The following is a 19,493-nucleotide window of genomic DNA, read 5'->3' on the forward strand; positions in this document are numbered from 1 at the left end:
GCGGGGCGCCTTTTGTGTTACCGGGTTGTTGCCGTTACTCCTCGAAGCTGCGGCCTTCTTCGGTGTCGGACATATCAAAGCCCAGATGCTTGGCAACGGTGAACACGTCCTTGTCGCCGCGTCCGCACATGTTCATCACAATGATGTGGTCCGACGGCAGCTTGGGCGCGATCTTCATCACATGGGCCAGCGCGTGGCTGGGCTCCAGCGCCGGGATGATGCCTTCGGTGCGGCAGCTGACCTGAAAGGCTTCCAGCGCTTCCTTGTCAGTGATCGAGACATATTCAGCGCGCCCCGACTCATGCAGCCAGGAATGTTCGGGGCCGATGCCCGGGTAATCGAGACCGGCGGAAATCGAATAGCCTTCCTGGATCTGGCCGTCCTCATTCTGCAGCAGATAGGTGCGGTTGCCATGCAGCACGCCCGGACGCCCGCCAGTGAGGGAGGCGCAGTGCTGGATCCGGTCATCCACACCCTTGCCACCGGCCTCAACCCCGATGATTTTCACCGATGGGTCATCCAGAAACGGGTGGAACAGGCCAATGGCGTTAGAACCGCCGCCGATCGCAGCAATCACAGTATCCGGCAGACGGCCCTCGCCTTCCTGCTCGGCCAGCTGCCAGCGCACTTCCTTGCCGATGATCGACTGGAAATCGCGCACCATCGCGGGGTACGGGTGCGGGCCTGCGGCGGTGCCGATGCAATAGAAGGTGTCGCGCACATTGGTCACCCAGTCGCGCAGCGCGTCGTTCATTGCGTCCTTCAAGGTGCCGCGGCCCGAGGTGACCGGGATCACTTCAGCACCCAAAAGGCGCATGCGGAACACGTTCGGCGCCTGGCGCTTCACGTCATGGGCGCCCATGTAGACGATGCACTTAAGGCCGAACTTGGCGCAGACGGTGGCAGTCGCCACACCGTGCTGGCCGGCACCGGTTTCGGCGATGATCCGGGTCTTCCCCATACGGCGTGCCAGCAGGATCTGGCCCAGCACGTTGTTCACCTTATGCGCACCGGTGTGGTTCAGCTCGTCACGCTTCATATAGATCTTGGCGCCGCCCAGCTCTGCGCTCAGACGCTCGGCGTGGTAGAGCGGACTGGGACGGCCAACGTAATGCGTCCACAGATCCTTCATCTCCGCCCAGAAGGCAGGGTCGTCCTTGGCCCGGTTATATTCGGCCTCCAGGCTCAGGATCAGCGGCATCAGGGTTTCCGAGACAAACCGTCCGCCAAAGATGCCAAAACGCCCCTGTTCATCCGGACCGTTCATGAAGCTGTTGAAAAGATCGTCGGCCATGGTTCTTCCCTCTCTCGCAGCGCCCGCAATGACTATAGCGCGCCGCTGCCTTGGTAAAGAGGGCTTTGGTACGCAGGTCTGACCTGCGAAGGCTGCTGCCCTGCCGGAATGTCTGATAGCCGCCGCTTGCTGCTGGTCCTGAAAATTAAGAGGATAAGTTTGGCGGCGCTGCCAACAAGCGGAGGCGGGCGGGCGTATTCGCCCGCGTGCTATACGTTGTCTCTGCACGCCCCCAATGATTGAGGCCCTGTTCCTAAGTGCCGGAAGTGTCAGGTCCAGGGTGACCGCGATCAGGGGAAAGCATGGCAGAACGGGTTTAAGACGGCGTGAGGGCAGCGTGCGCCGGCTGCGCAACACCCGGAAGGCATACCAGCTAGGCGCGGTCGCGTAGTGAGTATTTTTGGAAAGATGAAGACACGGGACGATGCATCTTCATCTTTCTCCAAATACTCAAATCCCGCCGGCTTCCGCATTTGCACCGGCTGCTGCGGCGCGGGGCTTCAGCCACGGGAAGCGTGCGCCGCCCTGGTGAAATCTTCGATCAGCGCGGCGTCTTTCTGCCCCGGCGCGCTTTCGACGCCGGAGGAGACATCGACCTGACGCGCACCGGTCATGCGGATCGCCTCGGCGACGTTGCCCGGGGTCAGGCCGCCGGCCAGCATCCAGGGTTTCTGCCAGTATTTGCGGCCCGCCAGCAGCCGCCAGTCAAAGGCCAGGCCATTCCCGCCCGGCAGCACGGCCTCTTTGGGTGGTTTGGCGTCGATCAAGAGCTGATCAGCCACCTGTTCATAAAGCGCAATCTGCGGCAGGTCGGCGGCATCGGCGATGCCAACGGCCTTCATCACCGGCAGGCCGTAGCGGGCGCGCACCTCGGCCACCCGCTGCGGGCTTTCCTTGCCATGGAGCTGCAGCATATCAAGCGGCACCGCGGCTGTGATCGCATCAAGCTCTGCATCTGCGGCGTTTACTGTCAGCGCTACTTTGCACAGGCCGGCGGGGGTTTCGACGGCCAAAGCTGCAGCCAGTTCGATGCTGACGTTGCGCGGGGACTTGGGGAAAAATACAAAACCGGCGTAAGCCGCCCCTGCCCCGGCAACGGCCGCAACATCCTGCGGCGCGCTAAGCCCGCAGATCTTGACCCGGATCTCAGTCATGGCGGTGTCAGCCCGCGTCTTCCAAAAGCGCCAGAACTTCGTCTTTGCCTTCGTTCTTCTGCTTTTTCAGCTTGCTCACTTCGCGGTTCAGCCTGCGCGCCTCGCGCGTCTTCTGCGCGGCTTCGCTGCGGTGCTTGTGCTCGCGCAGCCATTCCCACAGGAAGCCGATCACCAGCCCGGCGCCAACCCCGCCCAGCACCACCGCAAACAGCGGCAGCGCAATGGTGAAGTTGAAACCAAAAAGCTCGCCCAGCGCCGAGGGCATCAGCTTCAGTTCGACAAAAGATCGGTTTGCAAGGGCAACCGAAACCAGCACAATGGCCAGAGACCCCAGAACCGCGTAGCGAATGTAACGCATCAGGCTTTCCCGTTCAGGCGGTCCCTCAAGAGCTTGCCAGTCTTGAAGAACGGCACATGTTTTTCATCGACATGGACCGTTTCACCGGTGCGGGGATTGCGGCCGGTCCGCGAGTCCCGCTTTTTGACCGAGAAGGCGCCAAAGCCGCGCAGCTCAACCCGGTCGCCGCGGGACATCGCATCGGTCACTTCCTCGAACACCGTGTTCACGATCCTCTCCACATCCCGCTGATACAGGTGCGGGTTTTCGTCTGCAATCATCTGAATCAACTCAGAGCGGATCATGTTCTTTTTCCTCCCAGGCTGCCGGTATGTTCTGGCTATTATTTTGAGAGTATAGGAAAAATTCTTGCGTGGGGGAACAAAATGCCGCGGGTCCGGCAGCTAAATCGGCGGGAGTTCACCGGGTTTTCCGCCTCCAGGCTGCCATTTCGGGGCGGCAAGCTGCCGCCGCAGTGCGGCATTCCCCGTTGCCAGGCACGCTGCGGCGATTTGATTCGGAGCGGCAAACAGCCCCCGGATCACACGGGCCCCCGGCCCAGCCCTGCGGTGTGCCGGCCACAGCGGCGTGATGTTTCCCTGCCGTAGAATCTGCTGAGACCGGTTGATTCCGCCGCCAAGGAAGGCCGAAGCCGAAACCATTCACTTAACCGGCAGTGCAGGATGCGGCATACAGCCGCCGCACATGCCGCAAATGAAACTTTATTTCCACAAGGTAAAATTATTTGTTGTAAAGCGCCCTGGATCCGCCATCCTTTCCGTGAACCAGGCGTGTCAGAGGACCTGACCGGCCCGGTGCGTTTCGAACCGGCATGCTCGGCCCATTGGCGGCAGCATAGCCCGGCCTGTCAAAGCTGGTGGCAAACAACCGGCGGGAAGACAAACCAACTTGGAGAAAACTGGAAATGCCATTGGACGTGAGCACGATACACGCTCAGCAAGTTACGCTGAATTCACTGGTACAGAATATTCTGTACGCTTCTGGGATCGTCGGGGCCATTCTGGTCGTCGTCGGCCTGCTGCTGATTGATGCAGGCACTGCCCGGCGCAGGAATCTGTTCAACTCGACGATTGAAAAGACGCTGGGGTTCTTCCTCGGGTTTGCGACCTACTACGTCATCGGTTTTGGCCTGTGGGCCGGGCAGTATTACATCATGGAAGGCGCGACCATGATGGATTCCATCAAGGATTGGTGGCTGGGCGGCGCCCTGACCAATGCGATGGCGCACCATACGGACCCGGGAACCTTTCCGGGGCTGAACACCTTCCAGATCTTCATCTTTTTCCTGGCGGTGTTTGCCGGGATCATCAACATCCTGCTGCATTTCGCAGTATCTGAACGGATGAAGGCCTCGGCCTATTTCATCACCTGCATTGTCGCCGCGGTGGTGTCCTCAGGCCTCAGCTGGGCAACCTGGGGGTCGGTCGGGCCGCTGACCAATGCGGGCTTCCACGATTTCTTTGGTGTGGGTTTCGTCTATCTGTTCCCGGCCGGCATGGCGCTGGTATTCACGCCCAAGCTGGGCGCACGCCCCGGCATGATGGCGCCGCACCCGCGGATCTCGGCCTATCTGGCGCCGAGCATCGGGTTGTGCGCTCCGGGTCTTTTGCTGATCTTTGCCGGCTTGCCGATGGTGATCCTGTCTTGCCTGTTTTTCTTTGATCCCGAAGCGCTGGCCGTCAGCATCACCATGGCCGACACCAGCGTCGGCATTGCAATCAACAATTACGCGCTGGTCTGGGCCGGCGGTGCAGTGACCGGCCTGCTGATTGCCTATGCCACCGGTAAATACGCCTATACGCTGCTGGGCCCGCTGGCGGGCTATGTCGCGGGCGCGTCCGGCTTTGATGTCTATCTGCCCTGGCAGGCCTTCATCGTCGGACTGGTGGCGCCGTTCATTGCCTATGCGGTCTATGAGTTCACGCTGAAACGCGGCATCGACGAACACAAGCTGTTCCCGCTGTTCCTGGGCTGCGGTACCTTCGGAATGATCATGCTGGGCCTGTTCAAGGCTGGCACCCCGCGCGGCGGCTACTTCGGGGTTGAGGAAGGCGCCTATGCGTTCCAGCACGGGGAAATCTCGCTGGTGATGCAGCTGGCGGGCACGGCTGTCTGCATCGGCACCGGTGTTGTCACTGCGCTGGTTCTGGCCTTCATCCTGGAGCGGACCGTGGGGCTGCGGGTGTCCGAGGACGACCAGATCGACGGGCTGGACGGCAAGGTCTGGGACCTGGAGCCGGATGTCATCACCCACGCGGACAGCGTGCAGCGCGCCTGATCGCGCCGGGATCGGGAGAGAGGCCCTGGCGGAAGCCGGGGCCTTTTTTCGTTCGCGCCCCTGATACGGCGGGAATCGGCTATAGTCACTCTCATCAACAGAGAGGAGACCGCCATGCTGTACCCGCTTGCCTCGCTTGAGGCCGACAAACTGGAAGCGATCAAGAGCTTGGAAAAGGACATCGGCAGCCCTGTGGTGGCGCTGGCGGGTGTCGAGGCAAACACCGCCCCCCTGCCCGATGACCAGCTGAAGAAACTGCAGGAACTGGAAGCGGAACTGGGCGTTGTGCTGGTGGCCGTTCGGTCGAACTAGCAGGCGCAGCGGACAGGCGCGGCACTGGCCAGGACGCGGTTGAAACGCTGGCCGCTGCTGTGGCTGTTAAGGTCCGCTGTGCGGCACTTTTCGGACGTTTGCCCTTGCGGCTATTGCTTGCGCAGAAAATGCTCGCGGGCGCGGCATGGTTCCCGCCGCTACGCAGCGTGTGTCACCAGAGCGGATGAAGTGGATGGCTCCTGATCCACCGGCGTCTGAAGCCCAACCAGCATTGGAATGCACCTGGCATGTGCGCTGGCTCCAGCCGCATCCTCAGCCGTCAACGCATTTTCCCATAGACAGCCCCAAGAGCCCCGCGGCTTCCGCCTTGGGAGGTTTTTCAACGTGGGCCGGTGTCGCGCCAAGCCGCACCCTCGCGCCGCGGCCCGCGTCAGAAAACTTCATCAGAACCGGTCTTGACCCGGGCAATGGCGGTGCCGGCCCGCCCATGGTGATGTTCCGCTACGCACCTGGCTGGGGCGCCGGGCATGCTCTCCGCTTCCTCAAGGGCCAAGGACGAAGCCGCTCCGCGGCATTGGCGCGGGTGGCTGATGTTCAGCGATGATCTGACAGTGGTGCATTTGGGGAACGGCATTTCTGCCTGACGATTGAGCCCTTCTCAATCATCAGACAGGAGGCTCCCATGACAGAGGAGAGATCAACCCCGCTTCGAGAGCGGATGATCGAGGACATGCGCATCCGCGGGATGGGCGACAAGGCGCAGAAAGCGCATATCCGGGCGGTCAAGGATTTCGCCATTTTCCTCGGGCACCCGCCGGATACCGCCTCACCGGAGGAACTCCGCGCCTATCAACTGCACATGACGGATACAGGGGTCACGCCGGCGACTTTCAACGCCAGGATCGTGGCGCTCAGATTCTTCTTCGGCATGACCTGCGGGCGCGAGGAGATGAAGCGCTACATGCAGTTCCGCACCCAGCCCAGGAGGTTGCCTGTAGTCTTCAGCGTTGAAGAGGTATCGGACATCCTGATGGCGGCGCCGGGGCCCGGGCTCAAATACCGTGCCGCGCTCAGCATTTCCTACGGCGCGGGGCTGCGGGCCGCCGAGGTCTGTAACCTCAAGATCGGCGATATCGACAGCAACCGGATGCTGATCCATGTCGAACAGGGCAAAGGGCGGAAGGACCGGAAGGTGATGCTGTCACCCGGGCTTCTGAGCTTGCTGCGCGACTACTGGCGCGAGGCGCGGCCGGAGGGCTGGCTGTTCCCCGGCAAGCCGAAGATCAACCCGCTGTCGCCACGGCAGCTGAACCGCGCCTTCACGTCAGCGAAGAACATGGCCGGCATCAAAAAGGCCGCCACTCTGCATACCCTGCGGCACAGCTTTGCGACGCATCTGCTGGAGGCCAACACCGATGTCCGGGTCATCCAGGTGCTGCTCGGCCATGCCAAGCTGAGCACGACGGCCCAATACACCCATGTCGCCACCAAGACGATCCGTGACACGGTCAGCCCCTACGAGATGCTGGAGCAGTTGCAGGATCAGACAATCAAGCGAAGCCTGAAGTGACGGGGCACTGGGGTGTCCCGCCCGGGGCTGGAGATTGCTGATATATTCCGTGCCCATGGTGCCGCGTGGCGGCGGGCCAATGCAGGGCATGTCAGCCTGACCCAGCTCAAGGTGATGTCGGCAATCGAAGCCTGCCGGACCGAAGCGCTCGGCGGGCATGTGGCCGGGTGCGCCAAATGCGGCCATCGCCACATCGCCTACAATTCCTGCAAGAACCGGCACTGCCCGAAGTGCCAAGGGCCAGCGGCGCGCGACTGGATGGAAGCCCGCGCCGAGGACCTGCTGCCCGTGGAGTATTTCCACGTGGTCTTCACCCTGCCCGCAGAGATCGCCCGGATCGCCTCCTGGAACAAGCGGGCGGTCTACGGTCTGCTGTTCCGGGCGTCGGCACAAACGGTCATGACCATCGCAGCGGACTCCAAGCGCCTTGGTGCTCGGGTGGGCATGACCAGCGTGCTGCATACCTGGGGATCGGCGCTGACCCATCACCCCCACATCCATATGATCGTTCCCGGTGGCGGCCTGTCTCTGGACGGCGCGAGATGGATTGCCTGCAAGCCCGGGTTCTTCCTGCATGTGCGGGTCCTGTCGCGCTTGTTCCGGCGGCTGTTTCTGGAGGGGCTGATGGCGCTTCACCGCGCCGGGGAGCTGGCCTTCTTCGGCGACCTGGAACCGCTGGCGCAGGCCGATGCCTTCGCAGAGTGGCTGGCTCCTTTGCGCAAGTCCGAATGGGTGGTCTATGCCAAACCGCCCTTCGGAGGCCCGGAAGCCGTTCTCGCCTATCTCAGCCGGTACACCCACCGGGTGGCCATCTCGAACGCACGCCTCGTCAGCGCCGACGCAGGCACCGTGGCATTCCGTTGGAAGGACTACAGGATCAAGCGCGGCGACAGGCAGAAAGTCATGCGTTTGGCCACGCCCGAGTTCATCCGCCGCTTCCTGATCCACGTCCTGCCCGCTGGTTTCCACCGCATCCGGCACTACGGCTTGCTCGCCTCAGCGCAGCGCAAGGCCAACATCGCCCGGTGCCGTGCCCTGCTCGGGACAAGGTGCCCGGCTCAAGAACCGCCAGAAGCCGCCGAGGTTCTCCCGCTCACCCTGCGTGAGCCATGCCCGTGCTGTGGCGGAACAATGCATATCATCGAGATCTTCCGGCGCGGGCAAAAACCCCGGTCGCGCGCGCCACCGCGGAAGGAGGCGGCATGACGAAACGCCCGTCATTCCGGTATTGTGAACACCGGGCATCCGCAGCCGCCCGGCTGTCTCCATTTACGCCTGTACTCTCCTGCAAGCTCAGAACCACGCCGAAACGCCGCTTTCGTCGCAGCAATTGTCCGGAGGCCCCCGTTAAGAGCATCCCAACCGGCATCGGAATGCCTCCGGCTTGGCCGCTGGCTCCAACCGCAGACCCCGCCGTCTGCGCTCTTTCCCCATAGACAGCCCCAAGAGTCCCGCGGCTTCCACCTTGGGAGGTTTTCCAACGCGGGCCGATGTCGCGCCAAGCCGCACCCTCACACCGCGGCCCGCATCAGAAAACCTTCACCATCGCGGACAATTCGTGCAATGCAACGGCTATGAAGCCTATGAGAAGCTCACCAAGGCCGATCGGACCCTGAGCCATGGGTACTCGTCCATTGCTGGACGCATAGGCGCCGACGCTTCGTGAAGCGACTCGAAAAGGACGGTTTGCCGATCGCTGAAGAAACTCTGCGCCAGATCGCCGAGCTCAATACCGTCGAGAAATCCGTGCGCGGCCTGCCCGGCACGAACTCTCTGCGCCGGTCATCGCGGCCTTCTGGCCCTGGCTCGAGGCGCGGCTGTCACGCATTCCGCGTTCGTCCGAACTTGCCGAGGACAGCTGCCTTTCCGGCACGCTGCGCGCGTTGCTCGACGGCCATCCCAGAAGCCGCATCGACGACCTCATGCCCTGAAACTTCCCGCCCGCGTCAAGCCGCGCCGCGCAAGGGAGCGCCGGGGCGCTTGTTCCAGTTCGTGAAACGGGGCGAAAATTCGAATGCATAATTCCCAGGGGCGAGCGCCATAGAAGCGCGTGGATACCTGGCCTTCTGTGCGGCCTGCAGCGCAGCCCGGTCCAGAATTGAACTGCCGGAACTTTTGGAAATCGCCGCCGCAGTCAGCTGCCCTTGGGCCGAGACCCTTAAACGCACCCTTGCTGTCCCCTGTTCTCCTCCCCGGGGCAGCCGCATCTGAGGTTCGATTCGGGAGAGTACAGCCGCACCCCACCGTCGCTTCAACCGGGCTTCACGTGCAGAATTCCCGGTGTTGCGCTGTCCCCGTTCTCCAGCCTGGGCGGCGCAACCGAAAGAGGTGCCCGCGGAGCGATCTGCGAGGTCAGCAGGAAGAAAATCAGCAGCAGGAACACCACGTCGATCATTGGCGCGAGGCTGAGGCGCTTTTTTTCAAGCGCGGTGGTCCAAAGGCCAGCCTCATTCTGCGGCGTGCCGCAATGCCGGGCCGCCAGTTCCGCCTTGGCGGTGCGGGTGGTTTCCTTTTCTGCCCTCTCCGCAGTGAATTCGGGCTTCAGCACGGCCCGCACCGCAGACAGCGTTACCCGGTCCAGCGGTGTACGTCATGCGGTGGCTAGGCGTTGCGTGCCCCTCGCCCCATTGAACAAGCCATGTTTCGGTCCGCGGTTTGCGCCAGGCGCCCGCCTGCACAAGCCTGGTTACACGCCAGAAAAATAGCGCGAGGGTCAGCACCGACAGCCCTGCAATCACCCACAGGGCGGGGCCGCCGCGGCCGTGAAATCGATCAAAGGAGCAAGGGACATCGCAGCCTCCTTCAGTGGCCCGGGTTTTCCGGTTCTGTTTGCTCTGCACCGCGGTCAAAGCGCTCGGTGTAGGACGCTGTCAGGCGGCTGGGGCCGTGCAGCACCCGCCATTGCCGGATGCCATTGCGCCAGCCTGCCCGGCCTTCGCGGGTGTCCGGCTCTTCCGCCGCCCCGGCAGGGGCTTTTGTATTAAGCAGCTCCCAGACCGCCTGCTTGCCCTGGCAGTATGCTTCGGCGCCCCAAGCGCTCAGCAGTTTCTGGAACGCGTCAAAGGCGGCGCGGTTGAAGACCTTATCCTCGCCCAGGCGGCCAATCACCGGGTTCTCAGGATGGACGCCGCAGCAGGGCACCCAGCCTTCGGGGATGGGCGTGTTGGCGGAATGGGTGCGCTCGGCGCGCAGCAATTTGGGCAGCACATGGGTATGCGGGCCTTCGGGGGACTTGCCGCCGGTGTCGGGACCGCCGATCATCTGGTAAACCTCTACCCGGCCGAGGCGGGTCAGCAGCACCCGGTGTGGGTGATGTTTCAGGATTGCAGCCATCGCTGGATTGCCGTGCTCAAACAGCGAGCGGCCGGCGTTTTTGTTCAGCACCTCCAGCAATTCCGGATCGGCGGTGCGGATGCAGAAATCCGCCTGGTACTGGCCCAGGCCCATGTCGAACAGCAAAGCGCCGCGGTCTTCGCCGCGCAGGGCGCCTTCGTCAGGGCCAAGCGCGGTCAGCACATCGCGCCGGTTCATCGCGGCCTCGGCCTGCGGCAGGCACAGCGACACGGCTTGCGTCCAGCGGTGCGGCTTGGGGCTGAGCGTTTCATAAGCAACCGGGCGCACGCCCTCCAATGTGTCGATGCGCACGCCGCCGCGGGAGGTTACCTGCATAAGCCCGGCATGTTCCTGCGGCGCCGGATCGCCATAGACGTGGTGGAACTCACCAATGGCGCCATAAGACCCCATGTTCCAGCCGCAGTCTTCCTGCATCAGCGCGTCTTTCAGCACCTGTTCAATCTCAGGCATGTGCTGCCCTCCTGTTGGTTGTTTTCCACTCCAGGGCGCCGGTGTGGACGGCCTGGTAAACGGCTTTGCCGATGGCTTCGCCGGTGGCGGTGTGCAGCCCGGCATAGGGGCTTGCGCCGGTCGGGGCAGCCAGCGCGAGGCAGTCGGTTCCGGTGCCGGTCGCCGTTCCGCTTGGCAAAGTGATCCCAGTGTCCATCACGGCCGCTGTGCGGGCCTGGACCGCGATGCTCATCGCTTCGATCAGCCCGGCGTGGGTCAGCCCTTCGGAGAGGCGCAGTGCGACATTGATGGTCCCCCAGTTACGGCTGGCGTAGTCCATCCGGCTCCCAACCCGCTCGGCATTGGACAAGCCGACAGTGGCCACCGCATGAGCGCTGATGCCTTCTATCGTGACTGAGGCCTCGCAATAGCGGCGTACATCGCGAGAGGTGAGGAAGGCCACGGCATCCTCGCAGCCCCTCTGCGCCAGTTCACCTGCGAACCACTCGGTGACATCCAGATCCGGTGGCAGGTCGCTGTTGCGGACTTCGCGCCACAGGATGCGGCGGGCGGTGACAAGGCCGGGGCGGTTCACTGCCCAGCTCAGCACCTGCATTTCGGCACCGAGGTCAAATTCGATCCAGGGGCGTTCCAGGTTGACGGCAGTCATCACAGTACCTCCAGCGGCTGGAACACAGGCCCTTGCGCAGTGTGTTCATGCCAGATCGAGATGCCAAAGGCGTGGGCCATCAGGTCCGGTGTCAGCACCTCAGCGGGCGCACCGTCAGCCAGTATTCCGCCTTCGGCCAGCAGGATCAGCCGTGTGCAGTGGCGTGCGGCCAGCCCAAGGTCGTGCAATGATACCAGCGCGGCGCGGCCCTCGGCAGCAAGGCCTGCAAAAACCTCCATGGTGGAGATCTGATGCGCCGGGTCCAGCCCGGCGGCGGGCTCGTCAGCCATCAACAGCGGCGTGTCCTGCGCCAGCGCGCGGGCAATCAGTGCGCGGGCCTGCTCGCCGCCCGACAGGCGCGACGCTGCGCGCTGCCGGAACGGATCCAGTCCCATGCGCTCAATCGACTGATCGACCAGCGCCTGATCGCCAGGCGGCAGCCGCAGCCTCTGCGGCAGATGCGGCAGGCGGCCAAGCGCCACCAACCGCTCCACCGGGATCGGCCAGGCAATCTCGCGCGATTGCGGCATCCAGGCCACCGCGCGGGCGCGCTCCGACGCTTTCATCGCCGCCAGCGAGCTGTGCCCCTGCGCCGGGATCAGCCCCAGCGCGGCACGCATCAGGCTGCTTTTGCCGGCGCCATTCGGCCCCAACAGGCCGACGAACTCACCTGCTTGGATTTCAAACGACACATCACGCAGCACCGGGCGGTTCCGCAAGGTGACAGAGAGGTTCCGAACCGAAAGCACGCTCATGCCAGCCCCTTCCGCGTCTTGTAGATCAGATGCAGGAACAGCGGCGCGCCGACCAGGGCGGTGACCACTCCCAGCTTGAGGTCGCGCGACGGCAGGATGATCCGCACCGTGATATCTGCCAACTGCAGCATGATGGCGCCGCCAAGCGCCGAGGCCCACAACAGCCGCGACGGCTGTCCGCCCACCAGGGGCCGCAGGATATGCGGCACCACCAGACCGATGAAGCCGATGGCCCCGGCCACCGCGGTTGCACCGCCGACAATGCTGGCGGTTCCAATGACCAACAGCAGCCGCAGCCGGTTCAGGTTCATTCCCATCGTCTGGGCCGCATCCTCGCCCAGGGTCAGCGCATCCAGCCCCCGCGACAGCGTCATCAGGATCGCGGCTCCCGTCAGTGCAAAGGGCAGCACCAGCCAGACATGCAGCATCGAGCGGTCCGCCAGCGAGCCCATCATCCAGAACACGATCTCATTGGCGGCAAAGGGGTTGGGCGACAGGTTCAGCACCAGCGAGGTGAGCGCCGCTGCCATCGCTGAGATCGCGATCCCCGCCAGGATCAACGTCAGCGAGCCGCCCTGCGGTCCGGCCAGCGCCATCACCAGAAACACACCCGCCAAAGCTCCCGACAGAGCGGCCAGCGGCAGGCCCAGGGTGAGGCTGGCCGCCAGCCCGGTGTTGATTGCCAGCACCGCCCCCAGCGCCGCTGAGGAGGACACACCGATCAACCCCGGCTCCGCCAGCGGATTGCGCAGATAGCCCTGCATCGCCGCCCCCGCCAGCCCCAGCCCGCCGCCGATAATCACCGCCAGCAGCGCCCGCGGCAGCCGGATTTCGCGCATCACCAGCGTCAGTGGGCCATAGCTGTTGTCAAAAAGGGCCGCCAGGCTTTCGCCGATGCCCACATCCGCAGGCCCCACGGTCAGCGACAGCAGGAACAACGCCAAAACGGCCGTGGTAAGCATTAGCATCAGACGGGTCATTCCCGGCCCTCCTTTTCAAGAAACGTGCGGCGTTCCTCGGCCAGCGCCGCCACCGCGCGCAGCACATGCGGGGTGCCGCAGACCCAATCCGCATCGCGAATCTGCCCGGCACCGCTGCGGCCCGCCAGGCGGCGCACTGCCGGATGCAGCAAAACTTCCTCGCTGCGCGAGCCGCGCGGATAGGGAGAGGTTCCGATCAGCAGGTCCGGTTCCGCCATCGCCAGCACCTCCAGCGGCATATGACCGGAGCGGCCATAGCCCAGCTCATCCGCGATATTGCGCAGCCCCGCCGCGCGCAGGATCTTGCCCGCCAAGGTCATGCTGCCGGAAGTGAACCCGTTGGCGGCATAAAGCGCGGCGCGCGGCGCCTCCGGCCCGGCGTGCTCGAACGTTTCCAACTGCCGGCCATAGTCTGCCAGCAGTGCGCGGGCCGCGTCTTCACGGCCCAGAACCTCCCCCATCTGCAGGATGCGCGCGCGCACATCCTGCAGCGAGCTGGCAGGCTCGAACACCACCACCGGCACGCCAAGACGGCGCAGCATATCCGTGGTGGCCGGTGTCGAATAGGCGCCGGCAATCACTAGGTCGGGCCGCAGCAAATAAATCTCCTCTGCCAGCCCGTGGTTGACGGGATAGGCCATGGCCACGTCAGCCATGGCCGAGGCGCGATTGTCCCGCGCGATGTAGGAGACCGATGCCAGCTGGCCGGGGGCCGCAAGCAGCATCGCCAGCTGGTCAGTGCAAAGGTTCATCGACACCACGCGCGACGGCCCGGCAAAAGCACCGGTGGCGGCCCACAAAAGGACCAGGACTATGCCGGACAGCCTGCGCATGGATCAGAACGAGGCCCTTACGCCGACATAGGCGGCGCGGCCGCGCTTGGCGTAGCCCCAGACGTCCGCGTAGTCCTCGTCGAACAGGTTGGTGACGCGCCCGGTCAGCACCACGTTATCCGTCAGCTCATACTGAGCAGCCACATCAACGGTGGTGTAATCCGGCAGCTCAGCTGTGGCAAAGGAGCCAAAGAACTGGCTGTCCCAATTGCCTGCCACATGCCGGATGTCCGCGGTGACAGAGCCGCGGCCATTGAAAGTATCCAGTGTGGCGCTCAGCAGAAGCTCGTGCTCCGGGCGGCGGATCTCGACCGAGCCATTGGGGTTGGTGGCGTCCAGATAGGTGTAGGACAGACGCAAATCAAGTGTGTCGGTGGCTTCCAGACTTGCCGCCAGCTCTACGCCTTTGCGTTCGCTGTCACCGGCTTGGTTGCGGTAGGAGAACGTGGTTGCGTTCACCATGTAGCTCTCGATCTCTCCCGTCAGGGTTTCGTCAAAATAAGTCACATCGACCAGCCCGCGCCCCTGCAGGAACGGTACCTCGACCCCGAAATCGAAGCTGCGGTTTTCCTCTGGCTGCAAGCTCGGATTGCCAAGGTAGGTGGTGGCGCCGAATGTACTGCTGGCAAACAGCTCAAAGTAAGACGGGTTCACGATCCCTGTCCCGGCAGAGCTGTGCAGCCGCACGCCGCTGCCTGCGAAGGTATAAGAGGCACTGGCGGTCCAGCTGGTGGCGTCTTCGAATACGCTGTTGTTGTCGTGGCGTATCCCGAGCTGCAGATCGAGGCCGTTGGCAAAGCTGCCGCGGTATTCCAGGGCAATCGAATTGGTTTCGCGCGCAAAGGCCGGGTTAGAGCTGCTGGAGTCCTCTTCCCATTCCAGCATTGCGTTCAGAAGGTGGTCTGCCTGATCCGCCGGCTGCCCGTCCAGGCCAAAGCTCAGCAGGTATTTTGCTGCTTCGGTCTTGGTCTCTGTCGGTGTGCCGCCATTGAAGGAGCGGTCAAAGTCAGTGCGTTCCAGCGACAACCGATGCTTCAGACGGCCGCCCAAGGTGTCCAGTTCAGCATAGACCTGGGCCAGTTGCTCATCGCGGTCACTGAATTGCGTGGGATCATCCACGACATAGCTAGCCGCATCCGTTGCAGTGAATGAGGTGCTGTCGCTGTCATAGCGCTCATCCGAAGTGCGGACGTTGAAGCCAAGTTTCAGCCGGTCGGTGACGAGGTAATCGCCTTTCAGCTGCAAGGTGTTGCGGCGGATGCCGTCCTCTTCACCGCCATCGCCGGAGGCATCGTAGCCGTCGTCATTGTCATGGGCGAGGCTGAAGGAAATGCCGCCGCGCTCGATCCGTGACGAGATCCGCGCCGACGCCCGGTAGTCGTCCGAACCCGCCTCGGCGCTGCCGCCGTATTCCGTGCCGATACCGCCGGACTTGGTGATGATGTTGATCACACCGGCTGAGGCGTTGGAGCCGTAAAACACCGACTGCGGGCCGCGCAGGACCTCGATCCGCTCGATATTGGCTGTGTCCAGGCCGGACAGGATGTACTCGCTGTCACCGCCCGAGGCTTCGACACCGTCGATCAGGATCAGCGTGTGATTGGCTTCGGCGCCGCGGATGCGGACCTGGGTAAAGCTGTCGCCGGAGCCGTTTATCATCAGGCCGGGAACGGAACGCAGAGCGTCTTGCACGGTGGTGATGCCGCGGTCTTTGATCTCTTCGCTGGTCAGAACTGTGACGGAGCGGCCGTATTTCCGGGCCTCAACCGGTGTGAAGCCGCCGGAGATGATAATCTCCGCCAGGTCGGTGACCTCTGGATCCTGGGCGGTTGCGATTGCGGGGGTGACGGCCAGGGCCGCGGCCAGGGTCAAGCTTGCCTTGCGCATATTCCATTCCTCCCGGCCCGCGCAACAATCGCAGGCCAAGTGACTGCCCAAGCGGGCAGTGTATTCGGGTCGGGTCTTTGGAAGGCTTTGCCTCCGCAGACGGTGAAAACTGCCACCACTACGGAAATCCGTTATCTACGGCGCGCCCCGCACCGGGAAAGGGTGATCATCCTGGCAGGTCTCCTGACTCGCGGGTCGAAGCTTTGCCGCGCCTTCCCGCCCCTTTGGGCAGTGGCATCTCGCAGCATTGCTCTCCGCTCACAGTTGCGGGGGCAGTCACGGATTCAGCGCCTGTTGGCTACACTTCACCGTGTTCCCTTTTACCCGGGTGGTCTCCCAGCCGGACCAGAATGTCCGGGACTTAGGCAAACTGGAATTGTTCTGTCAAGCGGAAGCAAACTCAACCAAGGTTGCTATGGATTGGCTTCAGGATGGAATGAAAAAACAATTGTTTTAATTTAGGGGCTTACGTCCGGAAAATCCCCGTGAAGAAATTTGATTTTGAGCACCGGGGATGCGGCTTAAGTCCTAACAGGAGTATGCCGAACCGCGGCCGATACTGCTGTTCAATCTCAAGCGGGACTTAGGAGGCGAGATCTTGCATTGCAGGCAAGCCCGTCATTGCTCCTTTCCAATGCCCGTTGAAAACTGGAAGGTCCGCTTTTGCGGGTAGTGTCAAAAGTGTTTCCTTTTGCCCTGTCTGCTTGCAGCCGCGGTGAATGAAAGGCGTCTCCGCGCCTCGGGCATTGCCCACCAAAACATCGCTGAACCATGCCTAACCCTCCGCACTTCCTTTTGCCGTGCGGCGGGCGGTTTCCGGCAGCGTAGCGGGCCGACGCGCTGCACGCGTGCCGCGAGAATTCGGCACTTCTGCAATGGGCTCGAACCAGCTCTCCCACCCAAGAAAAAAGCCCCGCAGACACCTGCGGGGCTTTCGTTTTCAGCAGCCGTGAGGCCGGGGAGATTACTCGTCGCCCGACTTCAGTGCGGCGCCCAGGATGTCGCCCAGCGATGCGCCGGAGTCCGAGGAGCCATACTGTTCCACAGCTTCTTTCTCTTCTGCAATCTCGCGTGCTTTGATCGACAGGCCCAGACGGCGGGTCTTGGAGTCGACGTTGGTGACGCGGACGTCGACCTTGTCGCCAACCGAGAAGCGCTCGGGGCGCTGGTCGGCACGGTCACGCGCCAGGTCGGAGCGGCGGATGAAGGACTTCATGCCTTCGTATTCCACCTCAACGCCGCCGTCTTCGATCGCGGTCACGTTCACGGTCACGATCGAGCCGCGCTTCACGCCGCCAACCGCTTCTGCGAACTTGTCGCCGCCCAGAGCTTTGATCGACAGCGAGATACGCTCTTTGTCGACGTCCACTTCGGAAACAACGGCCGAAACCATGTCGCCTTTGCGGTAGTTCTGGATCGCTTCTTCACCGCGCTCGTCCCAAGACAGGTCGGAGAGGTGAACCATGCCGTCGATGTCGCCGTCGAGACCAATGAACAGACCGAATTCGGTGATGTTCTTGACTTCGCCTTCGACCTCGGTGCCTTCCGGGTTGGCTTCGGAGAAGACTTCCCACGGGTTGCGCATGGTCTGCTTGAGGCCCAGGGACACGCGGCGCTTGGCACCGTCGATTTCCAGAACCATGACGTCGACTTCCTGGGAAGTGGAGACGATTTTGCCCGGGTGGACGTTCTTCTTGGTCCAGGACATCTCGGAGACGTGCACCAGACCTTCGACGCCCGGTTCCAGCTCAACAAATGCACCGTAATCGGTGATGTTGGTGACGCGGCCCTTGTGGACCGAGGACAGCGGGTACTTGGCGCCAACCAGATCCCACGGATCTTCCTGCAGCTGCTTCATGCCGAGGGAGATACGGTGGGTCTCTTTGTTGATCTTGATGACCTGAACCTTGACGGTTTCGCCGATCGACAGGATCTCGGAGGGGTGGTTCACACGGCGCCATGCCATGTCAGTGACGTGCAGCAGGCCGTCAACGCCGCCCAGGTCAACAAACGCACCGTATTCGGTGATGTTCTTGACCACACCGTCGACCGCTTGGCCTTCGGTCAGGTTGCCGATGACTTCGGCACGCTGTTCGGCACGCGATTCTTCTAGGATGGCGCGGCGCGAGACAACGATGTTGCCGCGGCGGCGGTCCATCTTCAGGATCTGGAACGGCTGCTTCAGACCCATCAGCGGGCCGGCGTCGCGCACGGGGCGCACGTCGACCTGCGAACCGGGCAGGAACGCAACAGCGCCGCCCAGGTCGACAGTGAAGCCGCCTTTGACGCGGCCGAAGATCGCGCCTTCGACGCGCTGATCGTCTGCGTATGCTTTTTCCAGGCGGTCCCAGGCTTCTTCACGGCGGGCCATCTCACGCGAGATAACGGCTTCGCCGCGGGCGTTTTCAGCCGAGCGCAGGAAGACTTCCACTTCGTCGCCGACAGCGATTTCAGCAGCTTCACCGGGATTTGCGAATTCTTTCAGATCAACGCGGCCTTCCATTTTGTAGCCGACGTCGATGATGGCCTGACCGGCTTCGATTGCCAGTACTTTGCCTTTGACAACCGAACCCTCGTCCGGAGTGTCCATTTCGAAGCTTTCATTCAGGAGGGCTTCGAAGTCCTCCATTGATACGTTTTGAGCCATGAGGTCTCAGATTTCCTTTTCATACGGTTTTTCTGGCCATGCGGTTGTCTCCGCCGGTCTTGGTTCAGCCGCACAGGACGTGGCCCGAATCACATCTGATCAAACAAACACAAAGGGCCGAGGTGTGCCTCAGCCCTGCTCAGATGTGTCATCCGGACGTTGACCGCCCTTGTACCGACAGCGCGCGTATAGGCGGATTCCCGGTTACGTGCAAGGGGAAGCTGATCAGAGCTGCGGCAAGCGGCCTGGATTGCCGTTTGCCGCAGTGTTCACGCCTCAGGCGATCTCGGTCACGATGCTGTCGCGGGATTTGCGGACCTTTTTCATCGGCAAGAGCCAGTCGCCCTGTTCTTCCCGGGTGCCGAGCGGCAACAGCAGGACCGAGCGCAGGCCACGGTCCTTGAGACCCAGGATTTCATCGATTTTTTCCGGCGTGAAACCTTCCATCGGGGTGCTGTCGACCTCCAGTTCGGCGGCGGCGGCAAGGGCGAAGCCCACCGCGATATAGGCCTGGCGGGCAGCGTGGTCGTGGTTGGTGCGCTCTTCACGCGGCAGATAGGTCGCCTTGAGGTTATCATAGTACTGGTTCAGCATCGGAATCTCGCCGCGCTCTTCGGTCATCTGGCGGGTGACCGCGTCGATGCGGTCTTCCGAGTAGTTGTCCCAGGCGGCAAAAACCAAAAGATGCGAACCGTCGGTGATCTGGGCCTGATCCCAGGCATGCGGGCGGATCTGCGCGCGGATTTCAGGGTTGGTGATGACAAACACCTCAAACGGCTGGGTGCCGGAGGAGGTCGGCGCCATGCGGATCGCCTCGATAATCTGCTCGACTTTTTCCTGCGGCACCGGTTTTGCCGGGTCCATCTTCTTGGTTGCGTAGCGCCAGTTCAGTTTCTCGATCAGGGTGCTTTTGCTCATGTCTTGGATCCTTTCTCGGCAGGCTGCCAGGGGTGGTATATATTTGTGACTGGCTATTTAAGGGGTACCGGAAGGGGCGCAAGAAGGCACAGG

19 protein-coding genes and 1 riboswitch are annotated in these 19,493 nt (G+C 62.7%); of the genes, 5 read left to right on the forward strand and 14 right to left on the reverse strand.

From position 1 onward, the window contains the following. Nucleotides 1–34 precede the first annotated feature (34 nt). The 4 genes from trpB to ihfB all read right to left on the reverse strand — a co-directional run bounded on the left by trpB (nucleotide 35) and on the right by ihfB (nucleotide 3,090). Complete coding sequence (trpB, locus tag K3555_RS16280) at nucleotides 35–1,294, reverse strand: tryptophan synthase subunit beta (protein WP_259987241.1); 1,260 nt, start codon at nucleotides 1,292–1,294, stop codon at nucleotides 35–37. Between the two features lie 500 nt (nucleotides 1,295–1,794). Then, complete coding sequence (locus K3555_RS16285) at nucleotides 1,795–2,448, reverse strand: phosphoribosylanthranilate isomerase (RefSeq protein WP_260006279.1); 654 nt, start codon at nucleotides 2,446–2,448, stop codon at nucleotides 1,795–1,797. Nucleotides 2,449–2,455: 7 nt separating this feature from the next. Continuing rightward, nucleotides 2,456–2,806, reverse strand: coding sequence for a LapA family protein (locus tag K3555_RS16290; RefSeq protein WP_129371945.1), 351 nt, complete (start codon nucleotides 2,804–2,806; stop codon nucleotides 2,456–2,458). Then, entirely contained in the window at nucleotides 2,806–3,090 is a 285-nt protein-coding gene (gene ihfB, locus K3555_RS16295) for an integration host factor subunit beta (protein ID WP_129371946.1), read from the reverse strand. Before ihfB ends, K3555_RS16290 begins: the two co-directional genes overlap by 1 nt. A 620-nt stretch (nucleotides 3,091–3,710) precedes the next feature. Here ihfB and K3555_RS16300 point away from each other — a divergent pair. From K3555_RS16300 to K3555_RS25010, 5 genes are all read left to right on the forward strand, one after another. Continuing rightward, nucleotides 3,711–5,084, forward strand: coding sequence for an ammonium transporter (locus K3555_RS16300; protein ID WP_260006280.1), 1,374 nt, complete (start codon nucleotides 3,711–3,713; stop codon nucleotides 5,082–5,084). A gap of 114 nt (nucleotides 5,085–5,198) precedes the next feature. Further along, nucleotides 5,199–5,396 carry a hypothetical protein gene (locus tag K3555_RS16305; protein WP_260006281.1) on the forward strand — a complete coding sequence of 66 codons (198 nt, stop codon included), beginning with the start codon at nucleotides 5,199–5,201 and terminating at the stop codon, nucleotides 5,394–5,396. 643 nt (nucleotides 5,397–6,039) lie between these two features. Beyond that, nucleotides 6,040–6,927: a site-specific integrase gene (locus K3555_RS16310; protein WP_260005203.1), complete on the forward strand. Its 888-nt coding sequence runs from the start codon at nucleotides 6,040–6,042 to the stop codon at nucleotides 6,925–6,927. 12 nt (nucleotides 6,928–6,939) lie between these two features. Next, a complete protein-coding gene (locus K3555_RS16315) occupies nucleotides 6,940–8,133 on the forward strand; it encodes an IS91 family transposase (protein WP_260005205.1) in 1,194 nt (397 codons plus the stop codon). Nucleotides 8,134–8,589: 456 nt separating this feature from the next. Continuing rightward, nucleotides 8,590–8,949 (forward strand): hypothetical protein, encoded by a 360-nt coding sequence (locus tag K3555_RS25010; RefSeq protein ID WP_409201661.1) that lies wholly within the window; start codon nucleotides 8,590–8,592, stop codon nucleotides 8,947–8,949. Here the strand turns inward: K3555_RS25010 and K3555_RS25015 are convergent. The 10 genes from K3555_RS25015 to K3555_RS16360 all read right to left on the reverse strand — a co-directional run bounded on the left by K3555_RS25015 (nucleotide 8,874) and on the right by K3555_RS16360 (nucleotide 19,400). Further along, nucleotides 8,874–9,134 (reverse strand): energy transducer TonB, encoded by a 261-nt coding sequence (locus K3555_RS25015; protein WP_409201662.1) that lies wholly within the window; start codon nucleotides 9,132–9,134, stop codon nucleotides 8,874–8,876. The two genes, K3555_RS25010 and K3555_RS25015, sit on opposite strands and share 76 nt — an antisense overlap. 44 nt (nucleotides 9,135–9,178) lie before the next feature. Continuing rightward, the gene (locus K3555_RS16320; RefSeq protein ID WP_260006282.1) at nucleotides 9,179–9,475 is read right to left on the reverse strand and encodes a biopolymer transporter ExbD; all 297 of its coding nucleotides are present in this window, start codon (nucleotides 9,473–9,475) and stop codon (nucleotides 9,179–9,181) included. Nucleotides 9,476–9,729: 254 nt separating this feature from the next. Next, nucleotides 9,730–10,731 carry a DUF6925 family protein gene (locus tag K3555_RS16325; protein WP_260006283.1) on the reverse strand — a complete coding sequence of 334 codons (1,002 nt, stop codon included), beginning with the start codon at nucleotides 10,729–10,731 and terminating at the stop codon, nucleotides 9,730–9,732. Beyond that, a complete protein-coding gene (locus K3555_RS16330) occupies nucleotides 10,724–11,380 on the reverse strand; it encodes an adenosylcobinamide amidohydrolase (RefSeq protein ID WP_260006284.1) in 657 nt (218 codons plus the stop codon). The genes K3555_RS16325 and K3555_RS16330 overlap by 8 nt, the downstream gene beginning before the upstream one ends. Continuing rightward, complete coding sequence (locus K3555_RS16335) at nucleotides 11,380–12,135, reverse strand: ABC transporter ATP-binding protein (protein WP_260006285.1); 756 nt, start codon at nucleotides 12,133–12,135, stop codon at nucleotides 11,380–11,382. The genes K3555_RS16330 and K3555_RS16335 overlap by 1 nt, the downstream gene beginning before the upstream one ends. Then, the gene (locus K3555_RS16340; protein ID WP_259987261.1) at nucleotides 12,132–13,115 is read right to left on the reverse strand and encodes an iron ABC transporter permease; all 984 of its coding nucleotides are present in this window, start codon (nucleotides 13,113–13,115) and stop codon (nucleotides 12,132–12,134) included. Before K3555_RS16340 ends, K3555_RS16335 begins: the two co-directional genes overlap by 4 nt. Next, nucleotides 13,112–13,948 (reverse strand): ABC transporter substrate-binding protein, encoded by an 837-nt coding sequence (locus K3555_RS16345; RefSeq protein ID WP_260006286.1) that lies wholly within the window; start codon nucleotides 13,946–13,948, stop codon nucleotides 13,112–13,114. The genes K3555_RS16340 and K3555_RS16345 overlap by 4 nt, the downstream gene beginning before the upstream one ends. Before the next feature lie 3 nt (nucleotides 13,949–13,951). Then, nucleotides 13,952–15,835, reverse strand: a complete 1,884-nt coding sequence (locus tag K3555_RS16350; protein ID WP_260006287.1) for a TonB-dependent siderophore receptor — start codon at nucleotides 15,833–15,835, stop codon at nucleotides 13,952–13,954. A gap of 155 nt (nucleotides 15,836–15,990) precedes the next feature. Next, a riboswitch (cobalamin riboswitch) is annotated at nucleotides 15,991–16,200 on the reverse strand. 599 nt (nucleotides 16,201–16,799) lie between these two features. Further along, nucleotides 16,800–18,482 carry a 30S ribosomal protein S1 gene (gene rpsA / locus K3555_RS16355; RefSeq protein WP_259987267.1) on the reverse strand — a complete coding sequence of 561 codons (1,683 nt, stop codon included), beginning with the start codon at nucleotides 18,480–18,482 and terminating at the stop codon, nucleotides 16,800–16,802. A 276-nt stretch (nucleotides 18,483–18,758) separates the two neighbouring features. After that, nucleotides 18,759–19,400 carry an NAD(P)H-dependent oxidoreductase gene (locus tag K3555_RS16360; protein ID WP_260006288.1) on the reverse strand — a complete coding sequence of 214 codons (642 nt, stop codon included), beginning with the start codon at nucleotides 19,398–19,400 and terminating at the stop codon, nucleotides 18,759–18,761. Nucleotides 19,401–19,493: the final 93 nt, after the last annotated feature.

The sequence above is a fragment of the Leisingera sp. M527 genome, assembly GCF_025141525.1.
Classification (GTDB): domain Bacteria; phylum Pseudomonadota; class Alphaproteobacteria; order Rhodobacterales; family Rhodobacteraceae; genus Leisingera.

Excerpts from the sequence above, each read along its gene's own strand:
- K3555_RS16335 (WP_260006285.1), bottom strand. The coding sequence starts at position 12,135 with ATGAGCGTGCTTTCGGTTCGGAACCTCTCTGTCACCTTGCGGAACCGC.
- K3555_RS16345 (WP_260006286.1), bottom strand. The coding sequence starts at position 13,948 with ATGCGCAGGCTGTCCGGCATAGTCCTGGTCCTTTTGTGGGCCGCCACC.
- K3555_RS16340 (WP_259987261.1), bottom strand. The coding sequence starts at position 13,115 with ATGACCCGTCTGATGCTAATGCTTACCACGGCCGTTTTGGCGTTGTTC.
- K3555_RS16330 (WP_260006284.1), bottom strand. The coding sequence starts at position 11,380 with ATGACTGCCGTCAACCTGGAACGCCCCTGGATCGAATTTGACCTCGGT.
- K3555_RS16350 (WP_260006287.1), bottom strand. The coding sequence starts at position 15,835 with ATGCGCAAGGCAAGCTTGACCCTGGCCGCGGCCCTGGCCGTCACCCCC.
- K3555_RS16300 (WP_260006280.1), top strand. The coding sequence starts at position 3,711 with ATGCCATTGGACGTGAGCACGATACACGCTCAGCAAGTTACGCTGAAT.
- K3555_RS16305 (WP_260006281.1), top strand. The coding sequence starts at position 5,199 with ATGCTGTACCCGCTTGCCTCGCTTGAGGCCGACAAACTGGAAGCGATC.
- K3555_RS16325 (WP_260006283.1), bottom strand. The coding sequence starts at position 10,731 with ATGCCTGAGATTGAACAGGTGCTGAAAGACGCGCTGATGCAGGAAGAC.
- K3555_RS16285 (WP_260006279.1), bottom strand. The coding sequence starts at position 2,448 with ATGACTGAGATCCGGGTCAAGATCTGCGGGCTTAGCGCGCCGCAGGAT.
- ihfB (WP_129371946.1), bottom strand. The coding sequence starts at position 3,090 with ATGATCCGCTCTGAGTTGATTCAGATGATTGCAGACGAAAACCCGCAC.
- K3555_RS16360 (WP_260006288.1), bottom strand. The coding sequence starts at position 19,400 with ATGAGCAAAAGCACCCTGATCGAGAAACTGAACTGGCGCTACGCAACC.
- rpsA (WP_259987267.1), bottom strand. The coding sequence starts at position 18,482 with ATGGCTCAAAACGTATCAATGGAGGACTTCGAAGCCCTCCTGAATGAA.
- K3555_RS25015 (WP_409201662.1), bottom strand. The coding sequence starts at position 9,134 with ATGCGGCTGCCCCGGGGAGGAGAACAGGGGACAGCAAGGGTGCGTTTA.
- K3555_RS16310 (WP_260005203.1), top strand. The coding sequence starts at position 6,040 with ATGACAGAGGAGAGATCAACCCCGCTTCGAGAGCGGATGATCGAGGAC.
- trpB (WP_259987241.1), bottom strand. The coding sequence starts at position 1,294 with ATGGCCGACGATCTTTTCAACAGCTTCATGAACGGTCCGGATGAACAG.
- K3555_RS16290 (WP_129371945.1), bottom strand. The coding sequence starts at position 2,806 with ATGCGTTACATTCGCTACGCGGTTCTGGGGTCTCTGGCCATTGTGCTG.